At 65.3% G+C, this 15,169-nt stretch carries 13 protein-coding genes and 1 pseudogene; 10 read left to right on the forward strand and 4 right to left on the reverse strand.

Going from position 1 to position 15,169, the window contains the following annotated elements:
- The first annotated feature begins 110 nt into the window (after positions 1-110).
- The 8 genes from B5F23_RS06230 (at position 111) to B5F23_RS09980 (ending at position 10,897) form a co-directional block, all read left to right on the forward strand.
- Positions 111-2,897, forward strand: coding sequence for a DUF7604 domain-containing protein (locus tag B5F23_RS06230; RefSeq protein ID WP_158096133.1), 2,787 nt, complete (start codon positions 111-113; stop codon positions 2,895-2,897).
- Between the two features lie 97 nt (positions 2,898-2,994).
- On the forward strand, positions 2,995-4,548 hold the full coding sequence (locus tag B5F23_RS06235; RefSeq protein ID WP_158096134.1) for a SpaH/EbpB family LPXTG-anchored major pilin: 1,554 nt from the start codon (positions 2,995-2,997) through the stop codon (positions 4,546-4,548).
- Between the two features lie 149 nt (positions 4,549-4,697).
- A complete protein-coding gene (locus B5F23_RS06240) occupies positions 4,698-5,753 on the forward strand; it encodes a class C sortase (RefSeq protein ID WP_087352858.1) in 1,056 nt (351 codons plus the stop codon).
- Positions 5,746-6,690, forward strand: coding sequence for a class C sortase (locus tag B5F23_RS06245; RefSeq protein ID WP_087352861.1), 945 nt, complete (start codon positions 5,746-5,748; stop codon positions 6,688-6,690). The genes B5F23_RS06240 and B5F23_RS06245 overlap by 8 nt, the downstream gene beginning before the upstream one ends.
- A gap of 427 nt (positions 6,691-7,117) precedes the next feature.
- Positions 7,118-7,360 carry a FeoA family protein gene (locus tag B5F23_RS06250; protein ID WP_087352863.1) on the forward strand — a complete coding sequence of 81 codons (243 nt, stop codon included), beginning with the start codon at positions 7,118-7,120 and terminating at the stop codon, positions 7,358-7,360.
- Between the two features lie 42 nt (positions 7,361-7,402).
- Positions 7,403-7,645 (forward strand): FeoA family protein, encoded by a 243-nt coding sequence (locus tag B5F23_RS06255; RefSeq protein ID WP_087352865.1) that lies wholly within the window; start codon positions 7,403-7,405, stop codon positions 7,643-7,645.
- A gap of 122 nt (positions 7,646-7,767) precedes the next feature.
- Positions 7,768-10,443, forward strand: a complete 2,676-nt coding sequence (feoB, locus tag B5F23_RS06260) for a ferrous iron transporter B (protein ID WP_087352867.1) — start codon at positions 7,768-7,770, stop codon at positions 10,441-10,443.
- Between the two features lie 88 nt (positions 10,444-10,531).
- The gene (locus B5F23_RS09980) at positions 10,532-10,897 is read left to right on the forward strand and encodes a FeoB-associated Cys-rich membrane protein (protein ID WP_087352869.1); all 366 of its coding nucleotides are present in this window, start codon (positions 10,532-10,534) and stop codon (positions 10,895-10,897) included.
- Here the strand turns inward: B5F23_RS09980 and B5F23_RS06270 are convergent.
- The 3 genes and pseudogenes from B5F23_RS06270 to B5F23_RS06280 form a co-directional block, all read right to left on the reverse strand.
- Positions 10,879-11,223 carry a type II toxin-antitoxin system RelE/ParE family toxin gene (locus tag B5F23_RS06270; protein ID WP_087352871.1) on the reverse strand — a complete coding sequence of 115 codons (345 nt, stop codon included), beginning with the start codon at positions 11,221-11,223 and terminating at the stop codon, positions 10,879-10,881. The two genes, B5F23_RS09980 and B5F23_RS06270, sit on opposite strands and share 19 nt — an antisense overlap.
- Positions 11,213-11,482: a type II toxin-antitoxin system Phd/YefM family antitoxin gene (locus tag B5F23_RS06275; protein WP_087352872.1), complete on the reverse strand. Its 270-nt coding sequence runs from the start codon at positions 11,480-11,482 to the stop codon at positions 11,213-11,215. Before B5F23_RS06275 ends, B5F23_RS06270 begins: the two co-directional genes overlap by 11 nt.
- Positions 11,483-11,621: 139 nt before the next feature.
- Positions 11,622-11,954, reverse strand: a pseudogene (locus B5F23_RS06280) (ATP-binding cassette domain-containing protein); the annotation flags it as partial.
- A gap of 348 nt (positions 11,955-12,302) precedes the next feature.
- Here B5F23_RS06280 and B5F23_RS06285 point away from each other — a divergent pair.
- Complete coding sequence (locus B5F23_RS06285) at positions 12,303-13,112, forward strand: ZIP family metal transporter (protein ID WP_087352874.1); 810 nt, start codon at positions 12,303-12,305, stop codon at positions 13,110-13,112.
- A 510-nt stretch (positions 13,113-13,622) separates the two neighbouring features.
- Here the strand turns inward: B5F23_RS06285 and gpmA are convergent.
- A complete protein-coding gene (gene gpmA / locus B5F23_RS06290) occupies positions 13,623-14,387 on the reverse strand; it encodes a 2,3-diphosphoglycerate-dependent phosphoglycerate mutase (protein WP_087352876.1) in 765 nt (254 codons plus the stop codon).
- Positions 14,388-14,513: 126 nt separating this feature from the next.
- On the opposite strand from gpmA, the gene B5F23_RS09720 reads away from it, so the two are divergent.
- Positions 14,514-14,714: a FeoB-associated Cys-rich membrane protein gene (locus tag B5F23_RS09720; RefSeq protein WP_158096135.1), complete on the forward strand. Its 201-nt coding sequence runs from the start codon at positions 14,514-14,516 to the stop codon at positions 14,712-14,714.
- The last annotated feature ends 455 nt before the right edge of the window (positions 14,715-15,169 follow it).

Genomic DNA, 15,169 nt, shown 5'->3' on the forward strand with positions numbered 1-15,169 from the left:
TTGGTGTGCCTCTGTAGCGCGTGTGCGGTGCATGCGAGAAGGCCTTGGCGGACAGAGAAGGCAGGAGTCGTCCAATGCGAAACAATCGGAGAAGAGGGCCGCTCGGCAAGATGGCCGCAGTGTTCGCCGTCCTCGTGGCGGCGCTGGCGTTTGGATTGTGCCTGGCGCCGAGCGCGGCGCTTGCGGAGGGCGAGGCATCGCTCGGCGCCCCGGAGCACGAGAAGACCATCACGGACAACGGGGACGGCACCTACACGCTCACGCTTGACGTTACTGGCGCGACGGATAGCTCCTCCGAGACGGTCAACAAGCCCGTTGACATCGTGCTCGTGGTGGACCAATCCAGCAGCATGAACGACAACGATCGGATGGAGAATGTCCGCAACGCCGCGATTGAGCTTGCCAATAGCGTGCTTGCCGACAATGGGGACGGGCAGGTTCGCATCTCGGTTGTCCTTTTTGGTACATACACGCAGGACAAGGACGGCAACACCAAGGTAGGTGGCTCGGGTTGGTTGACGTCGGCAAATCAGGTAGCCAATGAGATTCCGAGTGAAGCCCCTAACGATCAGACGGGCATCTTTGAGAATGGCAACGGAACCAACTGGGAGGCTGGTCTCCGTGAGGCAAACAACATCATCTCGAGCTCTGACCGACCTGACGCAGAGAAGTACGTGATCTTCCTCTCTGATGGCCAGCCAACGTACAGGCTTGAGGATGCAGAGGGCCACGATACTGGGATGATTGAGACATGGGCAGGTAGGTTCTTTGATCGGACGAGTGGAAAACGTGTTTACTGGATAAGGGTGCCATTCAGTGACGGATACTTTTCAACCAGCCCATTAGGTGAAATAGGTGGCGGAGCTCAAGTAGATACGAAGAATGTTGAGTTCGTTGAGGGAGATGGCCAGAATAACCCCAACGGCGGGAACTCCGATGCAGCGCTTCCTTGGGCAAAGGAAATCGTTGATTCGGGCGCCACGTTCTTCTCGGTGAGTGCTGAGAGTGGTACGGATGATCTGATGCGGTTGTTCCACCGACAGGTGACTGGTTCTACAGACGGGTTCTATTCCGCTGGTGACGCTGACTCGCTCAACAAGGCGTTCGAGGATATTACGAGCACGATTCTTCGCGAGGCGTCGTACAGGAACGTCGTTATCACGGACACGCTGTCCGAGTATGTCTCGGGCGTGACGTCTGAGGGCGACTTCACGAGTAACGGTCACGTTGATCCGAGCACGTTCGAGTACAAGAGGAACGGAGCGACTTGGGAGGGCGCTCCGAAGGCGAGCGTTGATGACTACGGTGTCATCACGTGGGATTTTGGAGAGGACTTTACTCTTGATGCTGGTGTCACCTACTCGGTGAGCTTCAGGATTGCGCCGAACCAGGATGCGTTTGATGCGGCTGCCGCCAAGGGTGAGGAAACGAACTTCCCCACCAATGGTCAAGCGACCGTCTCCTATGAGGTGTTCAAGACCGTGAATGGCGAGCCGGCGGGCGAACCCGAGTCGGGGTCTGAGGGTTATGGCTCTCAGCAGGTGCCTGTGCCCGTCTCGACGCTGACCATAACCAAGGAGTGGGTCGGCGAGGGCACAAGGCCTGAGTCTGTCACGGTGCAGGTCATGCAGGACGACGCGAACTACGGTGACGCGGTCACGCTCTCCGCTGAAAACGGCTGGACCGCCAACGTGACCGTTCCCGCTGGCCCCAAGGGCCACACCTACACGGTGGTGGAGACAAGCGGCAATGGCGCTTGGACACCGAGCTACGCGTACGCCGTGGCCGATGGCAGCACAACCTCTACTTCAGACAACCAGGGCGTGACGCTCAGGGGCACCGCTGCTCAGAGCGCTACGGCAACCGTTACCAACACTCCGACGGTCACGCCGCTCACGCTGCAGGACATCCTCCATGTGACCAAGACGATGCGCGGGCACGCGCTCGAGGAGGGCATGTTCGACTTCACGGTGACGGCTGTAAATGACGTCTCAGCGGCGTTTGCGGGCTTCACCAACGGAAACACTCTAACGTTGCAGAACGGTGCCGCCGCGATGGGCGAGCCTGACACGGTGCACACGGGCAACCAGCTCACGTTTGACTACGACGACCTTGGTGTCACTTATGCGTACGAGTACCGCGAGTCCCCCACCTTCCACGAGGGGTACGAGCTCGACGGCGTTACGTTTGACAAAACGCAGTACCGCGTTGAGCTGACTGCGCAGAAGGTCGGAGATTCCAGCGACATTCAGGTCCATGTCAATGTGTACACGCGCGAGGGTGATACGGGCGATTGGGGCGATCCAACAAGCTACACGGTCACAAAGGACATCATGTCCACCACTGATATCAAGATTGCCTTCGAGAACACCTACACGCCTCTTGGTCTCACGGTGAAGAAGGTCAACCAGGACGGCGGTGCTCTCACTGGCGCCAAGTTCACGTTGCGCGTTGATAACGGTAACGGCACGTACAACGAGACGACTGATGCGGTTGCTGATTACGTTCACGACAACGTTGGGATGACCGGAGATGCGCTCACCGGCGAGGGCATTGAGGTTGGCGATGACTCCACCGTAAGCTTCTACGGCCTTGAGGCCGGGAAGACCTACTGGATCGTGGAAACGTACGCCCCCACGGGTTACCAGATTTCCGAGCCGTACAAGCTCGAGGTGAGCGCTGACGGCGCGACGGCGACCTTCTATGGCAGCGACGGCGCGCAGATTGGGAACCCAAAGACTTTCTCTGATCGTATGGTCTCCATCAACTTCAAGGACCGTGGGCTCGATCCGATTCCTGAAACCGGTGGCATTGGCAACGTGCCGCTCTATGTCGGCGGCATCCTGGCCGTCGCGGGCTCGGTGGTGATCTCTCGCAAGGGGCGTGCCAACGGCTAACAGGTTCTTCTCGGCAGAGATGCCGAAGGGATGGCAAGTGTGTAAGGGGACGCTACTGCGTCCGGAATGTCGCCAAGGCGGCAGAAGGAGGTTTGGAATGAGTTTGAGGGAGAGGCTGAGGAGTGTTGCCGCTGCGGTTGCGACCGCGGCACTGGCGCTCGCCGTGGCGCCGGCGGTTGCCATGGCAGCGCCCCAGGCTCAGGGAGGCAACTCCCTGACCGTGAACGGCGTCAAGGCTGGCGACACGGTTACGATTTACCAGATCGTTGAGACCACGGTTGACGACACGAACAATGAAGCTAGCAACAACTTTGTTGCAAACTTTGGCGTTGACTTTGACGAGGAGTGGACCGGCGCTACCAGTTCTCTTCCTAATCAGCCGGGCTATCCTGTCGAGGCGACCGAGGCGATGGCCAACACCATTGCTACTTATGTGAACGAGCACGCAATTGATTGGACCGAGGGTACTCCAGGCGACCCTGTGGTTGGGGCCACCAAGTACACCGCCTCGGACGTCCAGAGCAACTCTGTGAAGTTCGAGAACATCGAGGCTGGTCAGTACCTTGTCGTGGTGACCAACGCCAACGATGCGACTCGTGTCTTCCAGAACACGATTGTTTCCGTGCTTCAGACGCTTGAGGACGGCACGCTCAAGCCTGCTGATGCCACGGTCAACGTGAAGTACACGAACCTTGTTGATCCTGATGACCCGACGAGCAGCGTCGTGAAGAAGCAGGTCAAGAAGGAGGGTGCCGCTGACAGCACCTATGCCGACACTCTTGATACCGCCGACAAGAACGACACCGTGACCTTCCAGATCACGACTGTGATTCCGCGGTACACTGCCAACTACGGCACTCGTGGCTACGCGTTGTCTGACGATATGCCGGATGGTCTCGTGCGTTCTTCTGATGGCTTTGTGGTCAAGGCCGGCGAGGCGACCCTCACCAGTGAGCAGTACACCCTTGCCCCTGGCCAGGATGCTGATGACTTCACCCTCACGCTTACCGAGGACACCCTGAAGAACTTTGGCGGCCAGACGCTGACCGTCACCTACAACGCCACTTTCAACGGTGAAGATCTGCCGACGTATGATGCTGCCGAGATTAACACCGCCACGGTGACGTTCAAGACTGACTCCATCAACGATAACGTGAAGAGCGACACTGACTCTGCTTACGTTGTGGTGTATGGCCTGACCTTCAACAAGGTGAACGATGAGGGCACCATGCTTGACGGAGCTGAGTTTGAGATCAAGGACGGTGACAACGTCGTTGCCACCGCAACCTCTGATGACGGTGTGGTGACTGTAAGCGGTGCGCTTGCTGCTAACGTGACCTACACGCTTCACGAGACGAAGGCTCCTACCGGGTATATGTGTGTCGATGATGCCACGTTTACGATTACCTCTAACGTCCAGAAGGACGGCGAGGGCGTCCCGACCGGCGGCGCTTTGGTCACGCTGAAGGATGCCAACTACGCCGCTGGCAACCAGCTCAACGGGCAGGGCGCGCTTGTCGATCCTGACTCCAACATCTTTGCGGTGCTTCCCGAGACCGGCGGCACTGGCACCGTTGCTCTGACCGTTGTGGGCGTTGGCCTCATGGCTGGCGCGGCGTACCTCGTCGTGCGCTCCCGCAAGGAGAACTAGTTTTTGACTGACTTGAGCTGATAGGTTCTTGTCGACATGTGGGGCGGAGGGGCCAGGCGTCTCTCCGCCCCCGCGCGTCTTTTTGCTGCCGTTTTCAGTTGGTCTTCAAGTCCGTACTTCTCGACCCGTTCTTCTGACCGGAGGGCAAGGTGAAGAGGGCTCGTCTCGTCATAGCGGCGCTGGTGTTTGTGCTCGGTGCAGTGTTGATCGCGTACCCGTACGTGAGCGATTACGTGCACAAGCAGGAGCAGCGCGGCGTCATAACCGTTCAGGAGGAGACCGTCGAGGAGACCGACGACAGCGCTCTCAGAGAAGAGCTCGCCCGCGCCCAGGACTACAACGAGCGCCTTCTCTCAAGCAAGACCGTTGTTACGGATCCCTTTGACCCCGACGCGCTGGGCGTGACGGACGAGGAGTACGAGAGCCTGCTCAACCTTGGCGGCGACGGTGTGATGGGGACGCTGGTCATCCCGAAGATCGACCTGCAGATGCCCATCTACCACTACACCAACGACGAGGAGCTGCAGGCGGGAGTGGGCCACATGGAGTCCACGTCTCTGCCGGTGGGCGGGGAGTCCACGCATGCCGTCCTCGCCGGGCATAACGGGTTGCCGTCTGTGAAGATCTTCGACCGCCTCGATGAGCTTGAGGTGGGGGACTACTTTGTCATCGAGGTGCTGGGCGAGGAGCATGCGTATTGCGTGACCAGCAAGGAGACCGTGCTGCCGGAGGAGACCGATAGTCTGACGGTGGTGGACGGCGCGGATTTGGTGACGCTTGTCACCTGCACGCCGTACGGCGTCAACACGCATCGGCTGCTTGTGCACGCGGAGCGCTGCGAGCTGCCGGCTTCGTGGGACGAGGTGGACCGGGAGGCGACGGAGGCTTCTGCGGCGGCGCCGGATGTTCCACTCTTGGAGTTCACGCTGCTGGGGCTCGCCGTTGCCGCGGGCCTGCTCGTGGCATGGGCGCTCGCCCGCCGCGCGCGCCGCGGGAACGGACGGCCCGGCGGCCCGGGAGGGGGCGGGAGGCACGGACGCGCCCGGGGCGGCTCGCGGAGCGGGGGGAGCCACGAGGGGAGGCACTTCTCCACGGGCCCTGACACGCAGGGGAGGGACGTCCCCGCGGCCTCGCGCACGCGGGCGCAGGGCGTGCTTCCCGTGAGGCCGACGCCGCGCGGGGGAAGGCGGTCGCGTCATGGCTAGCCACCTGGCCCCGCGGGAGCGTGCGGGCGCGCGCCGGGCGGCCGGCGTCGTCCGGGCGGTCGTGGGCGTGGCGGTGTTTCTGGCCGGCGCGGCGCTCTTCATGTGGCCCACGTTCGAGGCCGGCGTCTCCCAGGAGGAGGCCGACGCCGTGATCAGGGAGGCCGCCGCCGAGAACGAGGCCGTTGCGAGCGAGGACTCCGCCGCCTACGAGTACCTGCGCGCCTACAACGAGCGCGTCCGCTCGGGCGAGCTCGTGGTGAACGACCCGTGGGGGATCGGCTCGGACGCCGAGGAGCTTGCCTCGGTGGGGCTCGCCGACGGCGTTGTCGGGTCGCTCACGGTTCCCTCGATGGACGTGCACCTGCCCATCTACCTCGGCTCCACGCACGAGAACCTGGAGCGTGGCGCCACGCTCGTGGCCGGGACGTCCGCGCCGCTTGGCGAGGAGAGCTCGAACGTGGTTCTTGCCGGGCATCGCGGCTACCTCACCAACGGGCTCTTCCGCAACATCGAGAGCGTCCAGGTGGGCGACCTGCTCCAGATAGAGACGCCGTGGGACACGCTCGTGTACCGCGCCGTGGAGATCTTGGTGGTCGACCCCGACGACGTGGACTCCGTGCGCGTGCAGGAGGGCCGCGACCTGGTGACGCTGCTCACGTGCCACCCGTACGGCACGACCGAGCGCCGCTACCTCGTGGTCTTTGAGCGCACGACGGATCCGGCGGACCTGGCGGCGTTTAGCGAGGAGGAGGCGACGGCGGACACCGTGCTGCCGGTGGTCGACGCGGTCACGGAGGCGCTCGAGCCGAGCGAGTCGCCGGCGCTCGTGGTGGAGCGGTGGGCGCGCGTGGCAGGCCTCGCGATCATGGTGGCGCTTCCGGTCTGGGCGGTCGCGCACGCGGTGCGCGGCACGCTGCGACGCCGGCGCGCGGGGTAGGGGTCGCGGGGGCGTTTGTCCCGCCCGACGCATCGTGTACACCCCGAGGGAGGGCTGTGCCGAGGTCCTTCTCGCAAAACCCCAGCTAGGCGACTTGCCGAGAAGAACGTCGGCCCGGCCCCGGTGTACACGATGCGAAGGGGGGGCGCCGGCGTGTCGCGGCGCGCGGCAAAACCTCACACCCATCGTCTCCTTTTTCTTCTCGCCGCAAAGAAATCCCAGTTGGCACGGTTGCCAAGCAGAAAAAGAAACGATGGGTGCGAGGTTTGACGCGGGTGAGACGCGCCTACGCCCCCAAAAAAGTTTCCCTTAGGTAACCCAATCCGCGAACGGCACTTGCGCGCCCCCAAGTTAGGCGTATATTACTTTTGTTCAAGTCAACCATCCTCAACTTTGGGAGGCGAGAAGTTCTTTGGGAGGCGAGCAGATGGCAGCTCGGGCTTCGGCGGCGCAGCTCCCGCTCGCGATGGTGGGCGAGAGCGAGGTGGCGCGTGTGGCCCACGTCCGCGGGGACGCGGAGACGCGCCAGCACCTCGCGAACCTCGGCTTCGTGGAGGGAAGCGAGGTCAAGGTGATTTCTCGCGCCGCGGGCGACGTCATCGTGAGCGTGAAGGGTGCGCGCCTCGCGCTCAACCGCGCGATGGCGAGCCGCATCGCGGTGGTTCTCTAGTGTATTGGCGCTGGCTCTGCCGGCGGGAGAGAAAGGCAGTACATGGCAACTCTTAGGGACGTGAAGGTGGGGGAGAGCTGCTCGGTGGCCAGGCTGGCCGGCACGGGCGCGCTCAAGCGCCGGATCATGGACATGGGCCTCACCAAGGGCACGCGCGTCTACGTGCGCAAGGTGGCGCCCCTCGGCGACCCGATCGAGCTCACGGTGCGCGGCTACGAGCTCTCCATCCGCAAGGAGGAGGCCGCCAGCGTCGAGGTCACCGACGTGCACCGGGGCGAGGCGTAGGGCAGGTCAGGGCAAGGCGAGAAGCACCGGCCGGAAGCGGCCGTTTTTCTCGCCACGTGAGTTAGCCAAAGCTAACAATTGTCACCATCCAGGTGGCATTTGAGAAGGACGAAAGGCAGGGTATGGCAGAAACCATCATCGGTCTCGCAGGCAACCCAAACTGCGGCAAGACCACGCTGTTCAACGAGCTCACGGGCTCCAACGGCTACGTCGGCAACTGGCCCGGCGTCACCGTGGAGAAGAAGCAGGCCGCCTGGCGCGCCAACCGCGACGTCACCTTCGTCGACCTGCCCGGCATCTACTCGCTCTCTCCGTACACGCCCGAGGAGGTGGTCTCGCGCGACTACGTCGTGCGCGAGCGCCCCGACGCGCTGATCAACCTCGTGGACGTGACCAACCTGGAGCGCAACCTCTACCTCACCACGCAGCTGCTGGAGGCCGGCCGTCCCGTGGTGGTGGGCCTCAACATGTGCGACCTGCTCAAGGAGCGCGGCGACGTCGTGGACGCGGCCAAGCTCTCCGAGATGCTCGGCGTGCCCGTGGTGGAGGTCTCCGCGCTGCGCAACACCAACCTCGACGAGCTGGTCAACAAGGCCGTGGCCGCCGGGCGCGCCGGCAGGGTGCAGCCGGGGGCGCGGTGCTTCTCGCCGGAGGTCGAGGAGGCGCTCGGCAAGATCGCGGGGATCATCGCGAGCTCCTGCGACGCCGAGCTCTCCCGCTGGTACTCGATCAAGGTCTTCGAGCGCGACGCGGAGGCCATCAAGGCGCTGGCCCTCACGAAGGCGCAGCTCGCTGAGGCCGAGAAGGTCATCAAGGCCGTGGAGTCCGCGCGTGACGACGACGCCGAGTCCATCATCACCTCGGAGCGCTACGACTGGATCGCTGGCGTCATGGAGGCGTGCGTGCGCAAGGCGCCCAAGAAGCTCAGCATGTCCGAGAGGATCGACCGCGTGGTGACCAACCGCGTGCTGGGACTCCCAATCTTTGCCGTGGTCATGGTGCTCGTGTACTACATCGCCGTGTCCACCGTGGGCACCTGGGGCACCGACTGGGCCAACGACGGAGTCTTTGGCGACGGCTGGCTGTGGAACCCCGCCGACCAGGCGGCATTTGAGACGGCCACCGAGGAGTACGACGCCGGCTTCTACGGCGACAAGATCGACGGCTTCCTGGCCGCCGCGGAGGAGGCCGGCATCGCCACCGACGACGTGAGCGCCGCCGTGGAGACGCTCGCCGAGGACCCGGAGGACGCCGATGCGCAGGCCGCGCTCTCCGCCTTCGTGGCCGAGGCCGAGGCCGCCGGCGTCACCGCCACCGACGTCCCCATGCACGACGGCGACGGCAACTTCATCGACTCGAACGACGAGGTCGTCACGCGCATCGACGCCGAGGGCAACCCCGTGCTCGCCGACGGCCAGGAGCTCGCGGTCATCGACACCGTGACCGCGGCCGACTTCGAGCAGGCCGTGGCCGCGCAGGAGAGCGCCCCGGCGCTCGAGGACTACGGCAGCTTCGTCCCGTCGATCCCGTCCGTGATCGAGGGCTGGCTCGCCGCCGCGGGCGCCTCCGAGTTCGTGAGCGCCCTCGTGCTCGACGGCATCGTGGCTGGCGTGGGTGCCGTCCTCGGCTTCATCCCGCAGATGCTCGTGCTCTTTGTCATGCTCTGCTTCCTCGAGGACTGCGGCTACATGAGCCGCGTGGCCTTCGTCATGGACCGCGTGTTCCGCCGCTTCGGCCTCTCCGGCAAGTCCTTCATCCCGATGCTCATCTCCTCGGGCTGCGGCGTGCCGGGCGTCATGGCCACCAAGACCATCGAGAACGAGAAGGACCGCCGCATGACGGCCATGCTCACCACGATGATCCCGTGCGGCGCCAAGACCCCGATCATCGCGCTCGTCATGGGCGTGCTCATCGGCGGCTCCGACGCGTGGTGGGTCGCCCCGATGTTCTACTTCCTGGGGCTCGCTGCCATCATCGTGTCCGCGCTCATGCTCAAGAAGACCAGGATGTTCGCCGGAGACCCCGCGCCCTTCGTGATGGAGCTGCCCGACTACCACTTCCCGACGCTCAAGAGCTGGTGGCTGCACGTGTGGGAGCGCATCTCCGCGTACCTCAAGAAGGCCACGACGATCATCTTCGCCGCGTCCGTCGTGGTGTGGTTCCTGCTTGAGTTCGGCTTCGCCAACTGGGCGGGCGGCAACGGCGCCTTCGGCTTCCTCTCCCTCATGGACGGCGCGCCCGAGTACTACACCGACTACTCGCTGCTCGCCATCGTGGGCAACGCCATCGCCTGGATCTTCGCCCCGCTCGGCGCCGACAGCTGGCAGGCGGCTGCCGCGTCCATCAACGCCCTCATCGCCAAGGAGAACCTCGTCTCCACCTTCGGCGTGATCTACGGCATCGGCGACGCCACCGAGAACTCCGTGACCATGTGGAGTGGCTTCGCCGGCATGTTCACCGACGCCTCCGGCATCCTTCACGTCGGCGCGATGTGCGCGTTCGTGGCGTTCAACATGCTCGACGCGCCGTGCTTCGCCGCCATCGGCACCATCCGCCGCCAGATGGACAGCCCCAAGTGGTTCTGGTTCGCGATCGGCTACCAGTGCGTCTTTGCCTGGGTCGTTGGCCTCATCATCAACCAGCTCTGGGAGCTCTTCGCGCTCGGCAACTTCGGCGTGTGGACGGTGGTTGCGTTCGTCCTGCTTGCGGCCATGGTCTTCCAGATCGCGCGCCCGATGCCCAAGGACGAGACCGCGGACGAGAAGATCCTCTCGTCCCTGTCCGAGTCCGCCGCGTAGCAAACGCGAGAGCCGCCTCTCGCGTACGCCCAGCGCCCGTCGCCGGCCGGCCCCGGCGGCGGGCGCTCCTGCTCAAGGAGGAACTACGATGCTTGACGTGATTGTCGTTCTTGCGGTGGCCCTGGTGGTCGTTGCCGCCGCGGCCCGCTACGTGCGCACGCTGCGCCGGGGAGGCTGCGGGTGCGGGTGCTCGGGCGCAGCGGAGTCGCACGTCTCCCGCCCGCGGGTGGCCGACACCAACGAGGGCCACTACCCCTACGTCATGGACCTCACGGTCGAGGGCATGCACTGTGAGCACTGTCTCGCTGCCGTGGAGACCGAGCTCGACGCGATCGGCGGGGTGTGGGCCCGCGCGAGCCTGCCCGACCGGGTGCGCGTCCTCTCCAAGGGTCCCGTCGACCCCGCGGCGCTCGCGGCGGCCGTCGAGGCGGCGGGCTACCGCGTGGTGGGGTAGGGGGCTTCCCCGTCCTTCTCGATGATAGACGCGTAGTCCCGGAGGGTTGAGAAGACGCGGTGCACGAGGACGGAGTCCTCGTCGTTGTAGGAGTAGAGCATCACGTATCGCTTCACAAAGCACGCGCGCAGGCCGCGCGCCGTGCACGAGGGCTGTCGGGAGACGGCATAGAGCCTCGGGTTTCGCGAGATGCGCTCTACGGCATCCTCGAATGCAGCCAGGCAATCGCGCGCCGCACGGGGGCTCGCAAGGTTGATGGAGACGTACCTGGCAATGCCGTCAACGTCTTGTCGGGCCAGATCGGTCCACAGAACCTCACAGGCCATACCGCTCCCGAATCTCGCTGAGGCCAGCGCGCATGTCGGAGACGCGGCCTGCGCGTATGTCCCGGTCCGCCTCCTGCAGCAGGCGCTCTAGGTGCTCCGCCGGCGTCTCGCGGCGATACTCTCGGAATAGGTCTGCGTCGATGACAACGAACTTCTCGTAGCCGTTCTTTGTCACGATGACCGGCTCGCCGGCGCGTGCGACCTTCTCGGCAAAGGCCGCGCTGTCCTTAAGATCGCTGATGGGTACGCAAGTTGCCATATTTGCCTCCTCATTCTGGGCTAATTATACCAAGCGCGGCGGAGGAGAAGACACGCTGCCAGGGCATGAGGAGGCGGAATGCGGGACTGTGGAGGCCCGCGCGGCAGCCCGTCTCCGAGCCGCCGCGCGGGCGGGCGCCCTACAGCGCCCAGTCGGCGCTCTCGCGCTGGAGGCGCACCATGCGGGCGAAGAGGCCTCCCGCCGCCATGAGCTCGTCCGGCGCGCCCTGCTCGGCCACGCGCCCCCCATCGAGCACCACCACGTGGTCGGCCGCCATGACGGTGCGCATGCGGTGCGCGATCACGATGACCGTCTTCCCGGCGAGGAGCCTCGACAGCGCCCCCTGCACCTCGGTCTCGCTCTCCACGTCGAGGCTCGCGGTCGCCTCGTCGAGAAGCACGATCGGCGCGTCCTTGAGCAGCGCCCGCGCGATGGAGATGCGCCGCCGCTCGCCGCCGGAGAGGCGCGCGCCCGCGGCTGCTCCCCGAGCGCGTGGCGCGCCGCCGGGGCCTAGGCGGGGGCTGCCGCGCCGAGCGCGCGGGCGGGACCGACACGTGGTGCGGGCCCGCCGTCCTTCTCGCCGGCCGACTTCCCCGCGCGCCGGGCGCATCGTGTACACCCAGAGGGGGGCCGAGCCGAGGTTCTTCTCGCAAACGCCCAGGTAGACGACTTGCCGAGAAGTGCACCAACCCTCCGGAGGTGTACACGATGCAAAAGGGGACGCAGAGAGGGGAGCACTACCTGTGAGGTTTGCGTGCGCCGCCGCTCCCTCCCGTATACTTGCTGGCGAGAAATACCTCTAGAAAGGTAGGAATTACGCATGGACGCAAGCACCCTCACGGCGCTCTCCTGGGCCGCGGTCGGATGCGGCTTCACCTGGCTCATGACCACGGCCGGGTCCGCCGTCGTGTTCTTCTTCAGGAGCGAGCGCAGGCTCATGCACCACATCTTCCTCGGATTTGCCGCCGGCGTCATGGTGGCGGCGAGCGTTTGGTCGCTGCTCAACCCCGCGATCGAGCAGGCCGAGGGCCAGGGCGTCCCCGGCTGGCTGCCCGCGGCGGGCGGCTTTTTGCTGGGCGTGGCCTTCCTCATGGCGCTCGACACGCTGCTGCCGCACCTCCACGCGGACGCGGAGCAGCCCGAGGGGGTGCCCTCGGGGTGGAAGCGCACGACGCTGCTCGTCTCGGCCGTGACGCTGCACAACATCCCCGAGGGGATGAGCGTAGGGCTGCTCTTCGCCATGGCCGCGCAGGCGGCCGGGGCGGCGGGCGAGGCGTACCTCGGCATGGCGTTTGCGCTGGCCATCGGCATCGGCCTGCAGAACTTCCCGGAGGGGGCGGCCATCTCGCTGCCGCTCGCGCGCGAGGGGATGAGCCGCCGCCGCGCCTTCGTGGCGGGCAGCCTCTCGGGCATCGTGGAGCCGATCTTTGGCGTGGCGGTCGTGCTCGCCGCGGGCTGGGTCAGCCCGTACATGCCGTGGCTGCTCTCGTTCGCCGCGGGCGCGATGATCTACGTGGTGGTGGAGGAGCTCGTTCCCGAGGCGCACCTCGGCGAGCACTCCAACGTGGGCACGCTCGGGTTCATCGCGGGCTTCGTGGTGATGATGGTGCTCGACGTGGCGCTGGGGTAGGGTCGCGCCCGCGGCGTCCGTGGACGTCGCGTTGTGGAGAAGATATGTAAGCCGAGGTTAACAGTAGGAATTAAACAGAGTTAACTTATTCTAACAGTGCGCCGAGAAAAGCGGGCGACTCGCACGACGGCGCAAGACGTTTAACCCTGCCCGAGCGGCGGATCCTCTCCCCGCCGCAGACGGCGAACCCTCGCGCCACCTGCCAACCCCCTCTATGGCAGGTGGCGCCTCTGTCATCGGGCCCCAAACTTCGACTTGTGTACGAGCAAACGGTTCTTCTTGCCTGGCGAGAAGAACCACGCACGCCGTCTACCAGCGCACATGTGAAGTCAAACCAACAAACCCCGAGTTTTGCTCGTGCACAAGTCAAAGTTCGCCCCCACCCCAACCCGGTCGGCGACCTTCGACCTATAGCACGGGGCCCGGCAGGTTGCTAAGCAAGAGTTTCTCGAAAGAGCACTCTTGCGTGCAACCTGCCGGGCCCCTAACGCGCGAGTGGGCGAGCGCTGCCTACTTCTTGGCCTTGCCCTGGTTGGCGACGGCGTTGATCTTGGCCTCGATGGTGGCCGGGTCGCCGATGTAGTGCTTGTCGATGACGTTCCAGTCCTTGTCGAAGGTGTAGGCGCAGGGCACGCCGGTCGGGATGTTGACCTCGAGGATCTGCTCGGGGGTCAGCTTCTCGAACTGCATGACGAGGGCGCGCAGGGAGTTGCCGTGGGCGGCGATCAGCACGCGCTTGCCGGCCTCCATCTGCGGCTTGATCTCGGACTCAAAGAACGGCCAGGCGCGGGCGATGGTGTCCTTGAGGCACTCGGTGTAGGGGAGGTCCTCCTTGGGCACGTCGCGGAACATCTCCTGGACGTGCGGGTCGCGCTCGTCGCCGGGCTCGAGGGCGGGCGGCTGGACGTCGAAGGAGCGACGCCAGATCTTGACCTGGTCCTCGCCGTGCTCGGCAGCGGCGTCGGCCTTGTTCAGGCCCTGGAGGGCGCCGTAGTGGCGCTCGTTGAGCTGCCAGGCCTTGTGGACGGGCAGCCAGTTGCGGTCGAGCTCGTCGAGCACGCAGTTGAGCGTGTGGATGGCGCGCTTGAGCAGCGAGGTGTAGCAGACGTCGAAGTCGTAGCCGGCCTCCTTGAGGGCCTTGCCGCCCGCGTGGGCCTCCTCGCGGCCGGTGTCGGTGAGGTCGACGTCGGTCCAGCCGGTGAAGAGGTTGAGCTTGTTCCACTCGGACTCGCCGTGGCGGACGATGACGAGCTGCATGGTCTGATCGTCGTTCATTGGAGACACGTCCCTTCTTCTCGGTGCGAAGTCTGGCGGCGGGTTGCCGCTTGGGTATATAGTAGCCGCATCGGGTATAGTTGCCCTTGGTTAACACAAAAGTTTTCCGACAGGGAGGTGCCCCACGTGAACCTCACGGACGCTCTGGTCCTCGCCGTGGTCGCCGCGCTGCTCGCGCTGGCGGTCCGCTCCATCCTGCGCTCGAGGCGCGCCGGCGCCTGCTCCGGCTGCGGCAGCGCCTCCACCTGCTCGGCCCACGCCACCGGTTCGCCCTGCCCGGCCGCCGCCGACATGCTCGACCGCGTCGAGAAGAACCTCGGCAAGTAGGCGCCCCGCGACCCCGGTGCGGCCCGGCTCGCCCCGGCCCACCGCGCCGCGCCCCGGTCCGTCGCGGCCCCGCCCCGCTGCGCTTAAGAAATCCGGGTTATGGCAGAAGATCCGGCTGCGACGCTTAAGAAGTCGGGGTTATGGCAGGGCTCCGGCCGCGACGGCCGCACTTCTCTCCGGGGTGTGTCTATGAGGCAGGGAGAAACCCCAGGTAGATGGCGTGTCACGTCCAGCCGCAACGAGGGCGGGGCGAGAAGTGCGTGGGAGCCGCTGCCACAACCCCGATTTCTTAAGCGCGCCGGCCGGGCGCATTGCCATAACGCGGATTCTTTAAGCGGAGGCGCCCGGCGGCGGAGGCGCCCGGCGGCGGAGGCGGCCGGCGGGCGGAGGCGCCCGGCGGCGGAGGCGCCCGGCGGGCGGAGGCGGCCGGCGGCGGCACCCCCGCCCGCCCGGCA

Source organism: Olsenella sp. An188 (assembly GCF_002160255.1).
Classification (GTDB): Bacteria; Actinomycetota; Coriobacteriia; order Coriobacteriales; family Atopobiaceae; genus Thermophilibacter; species Thermophilibacter avistercoris.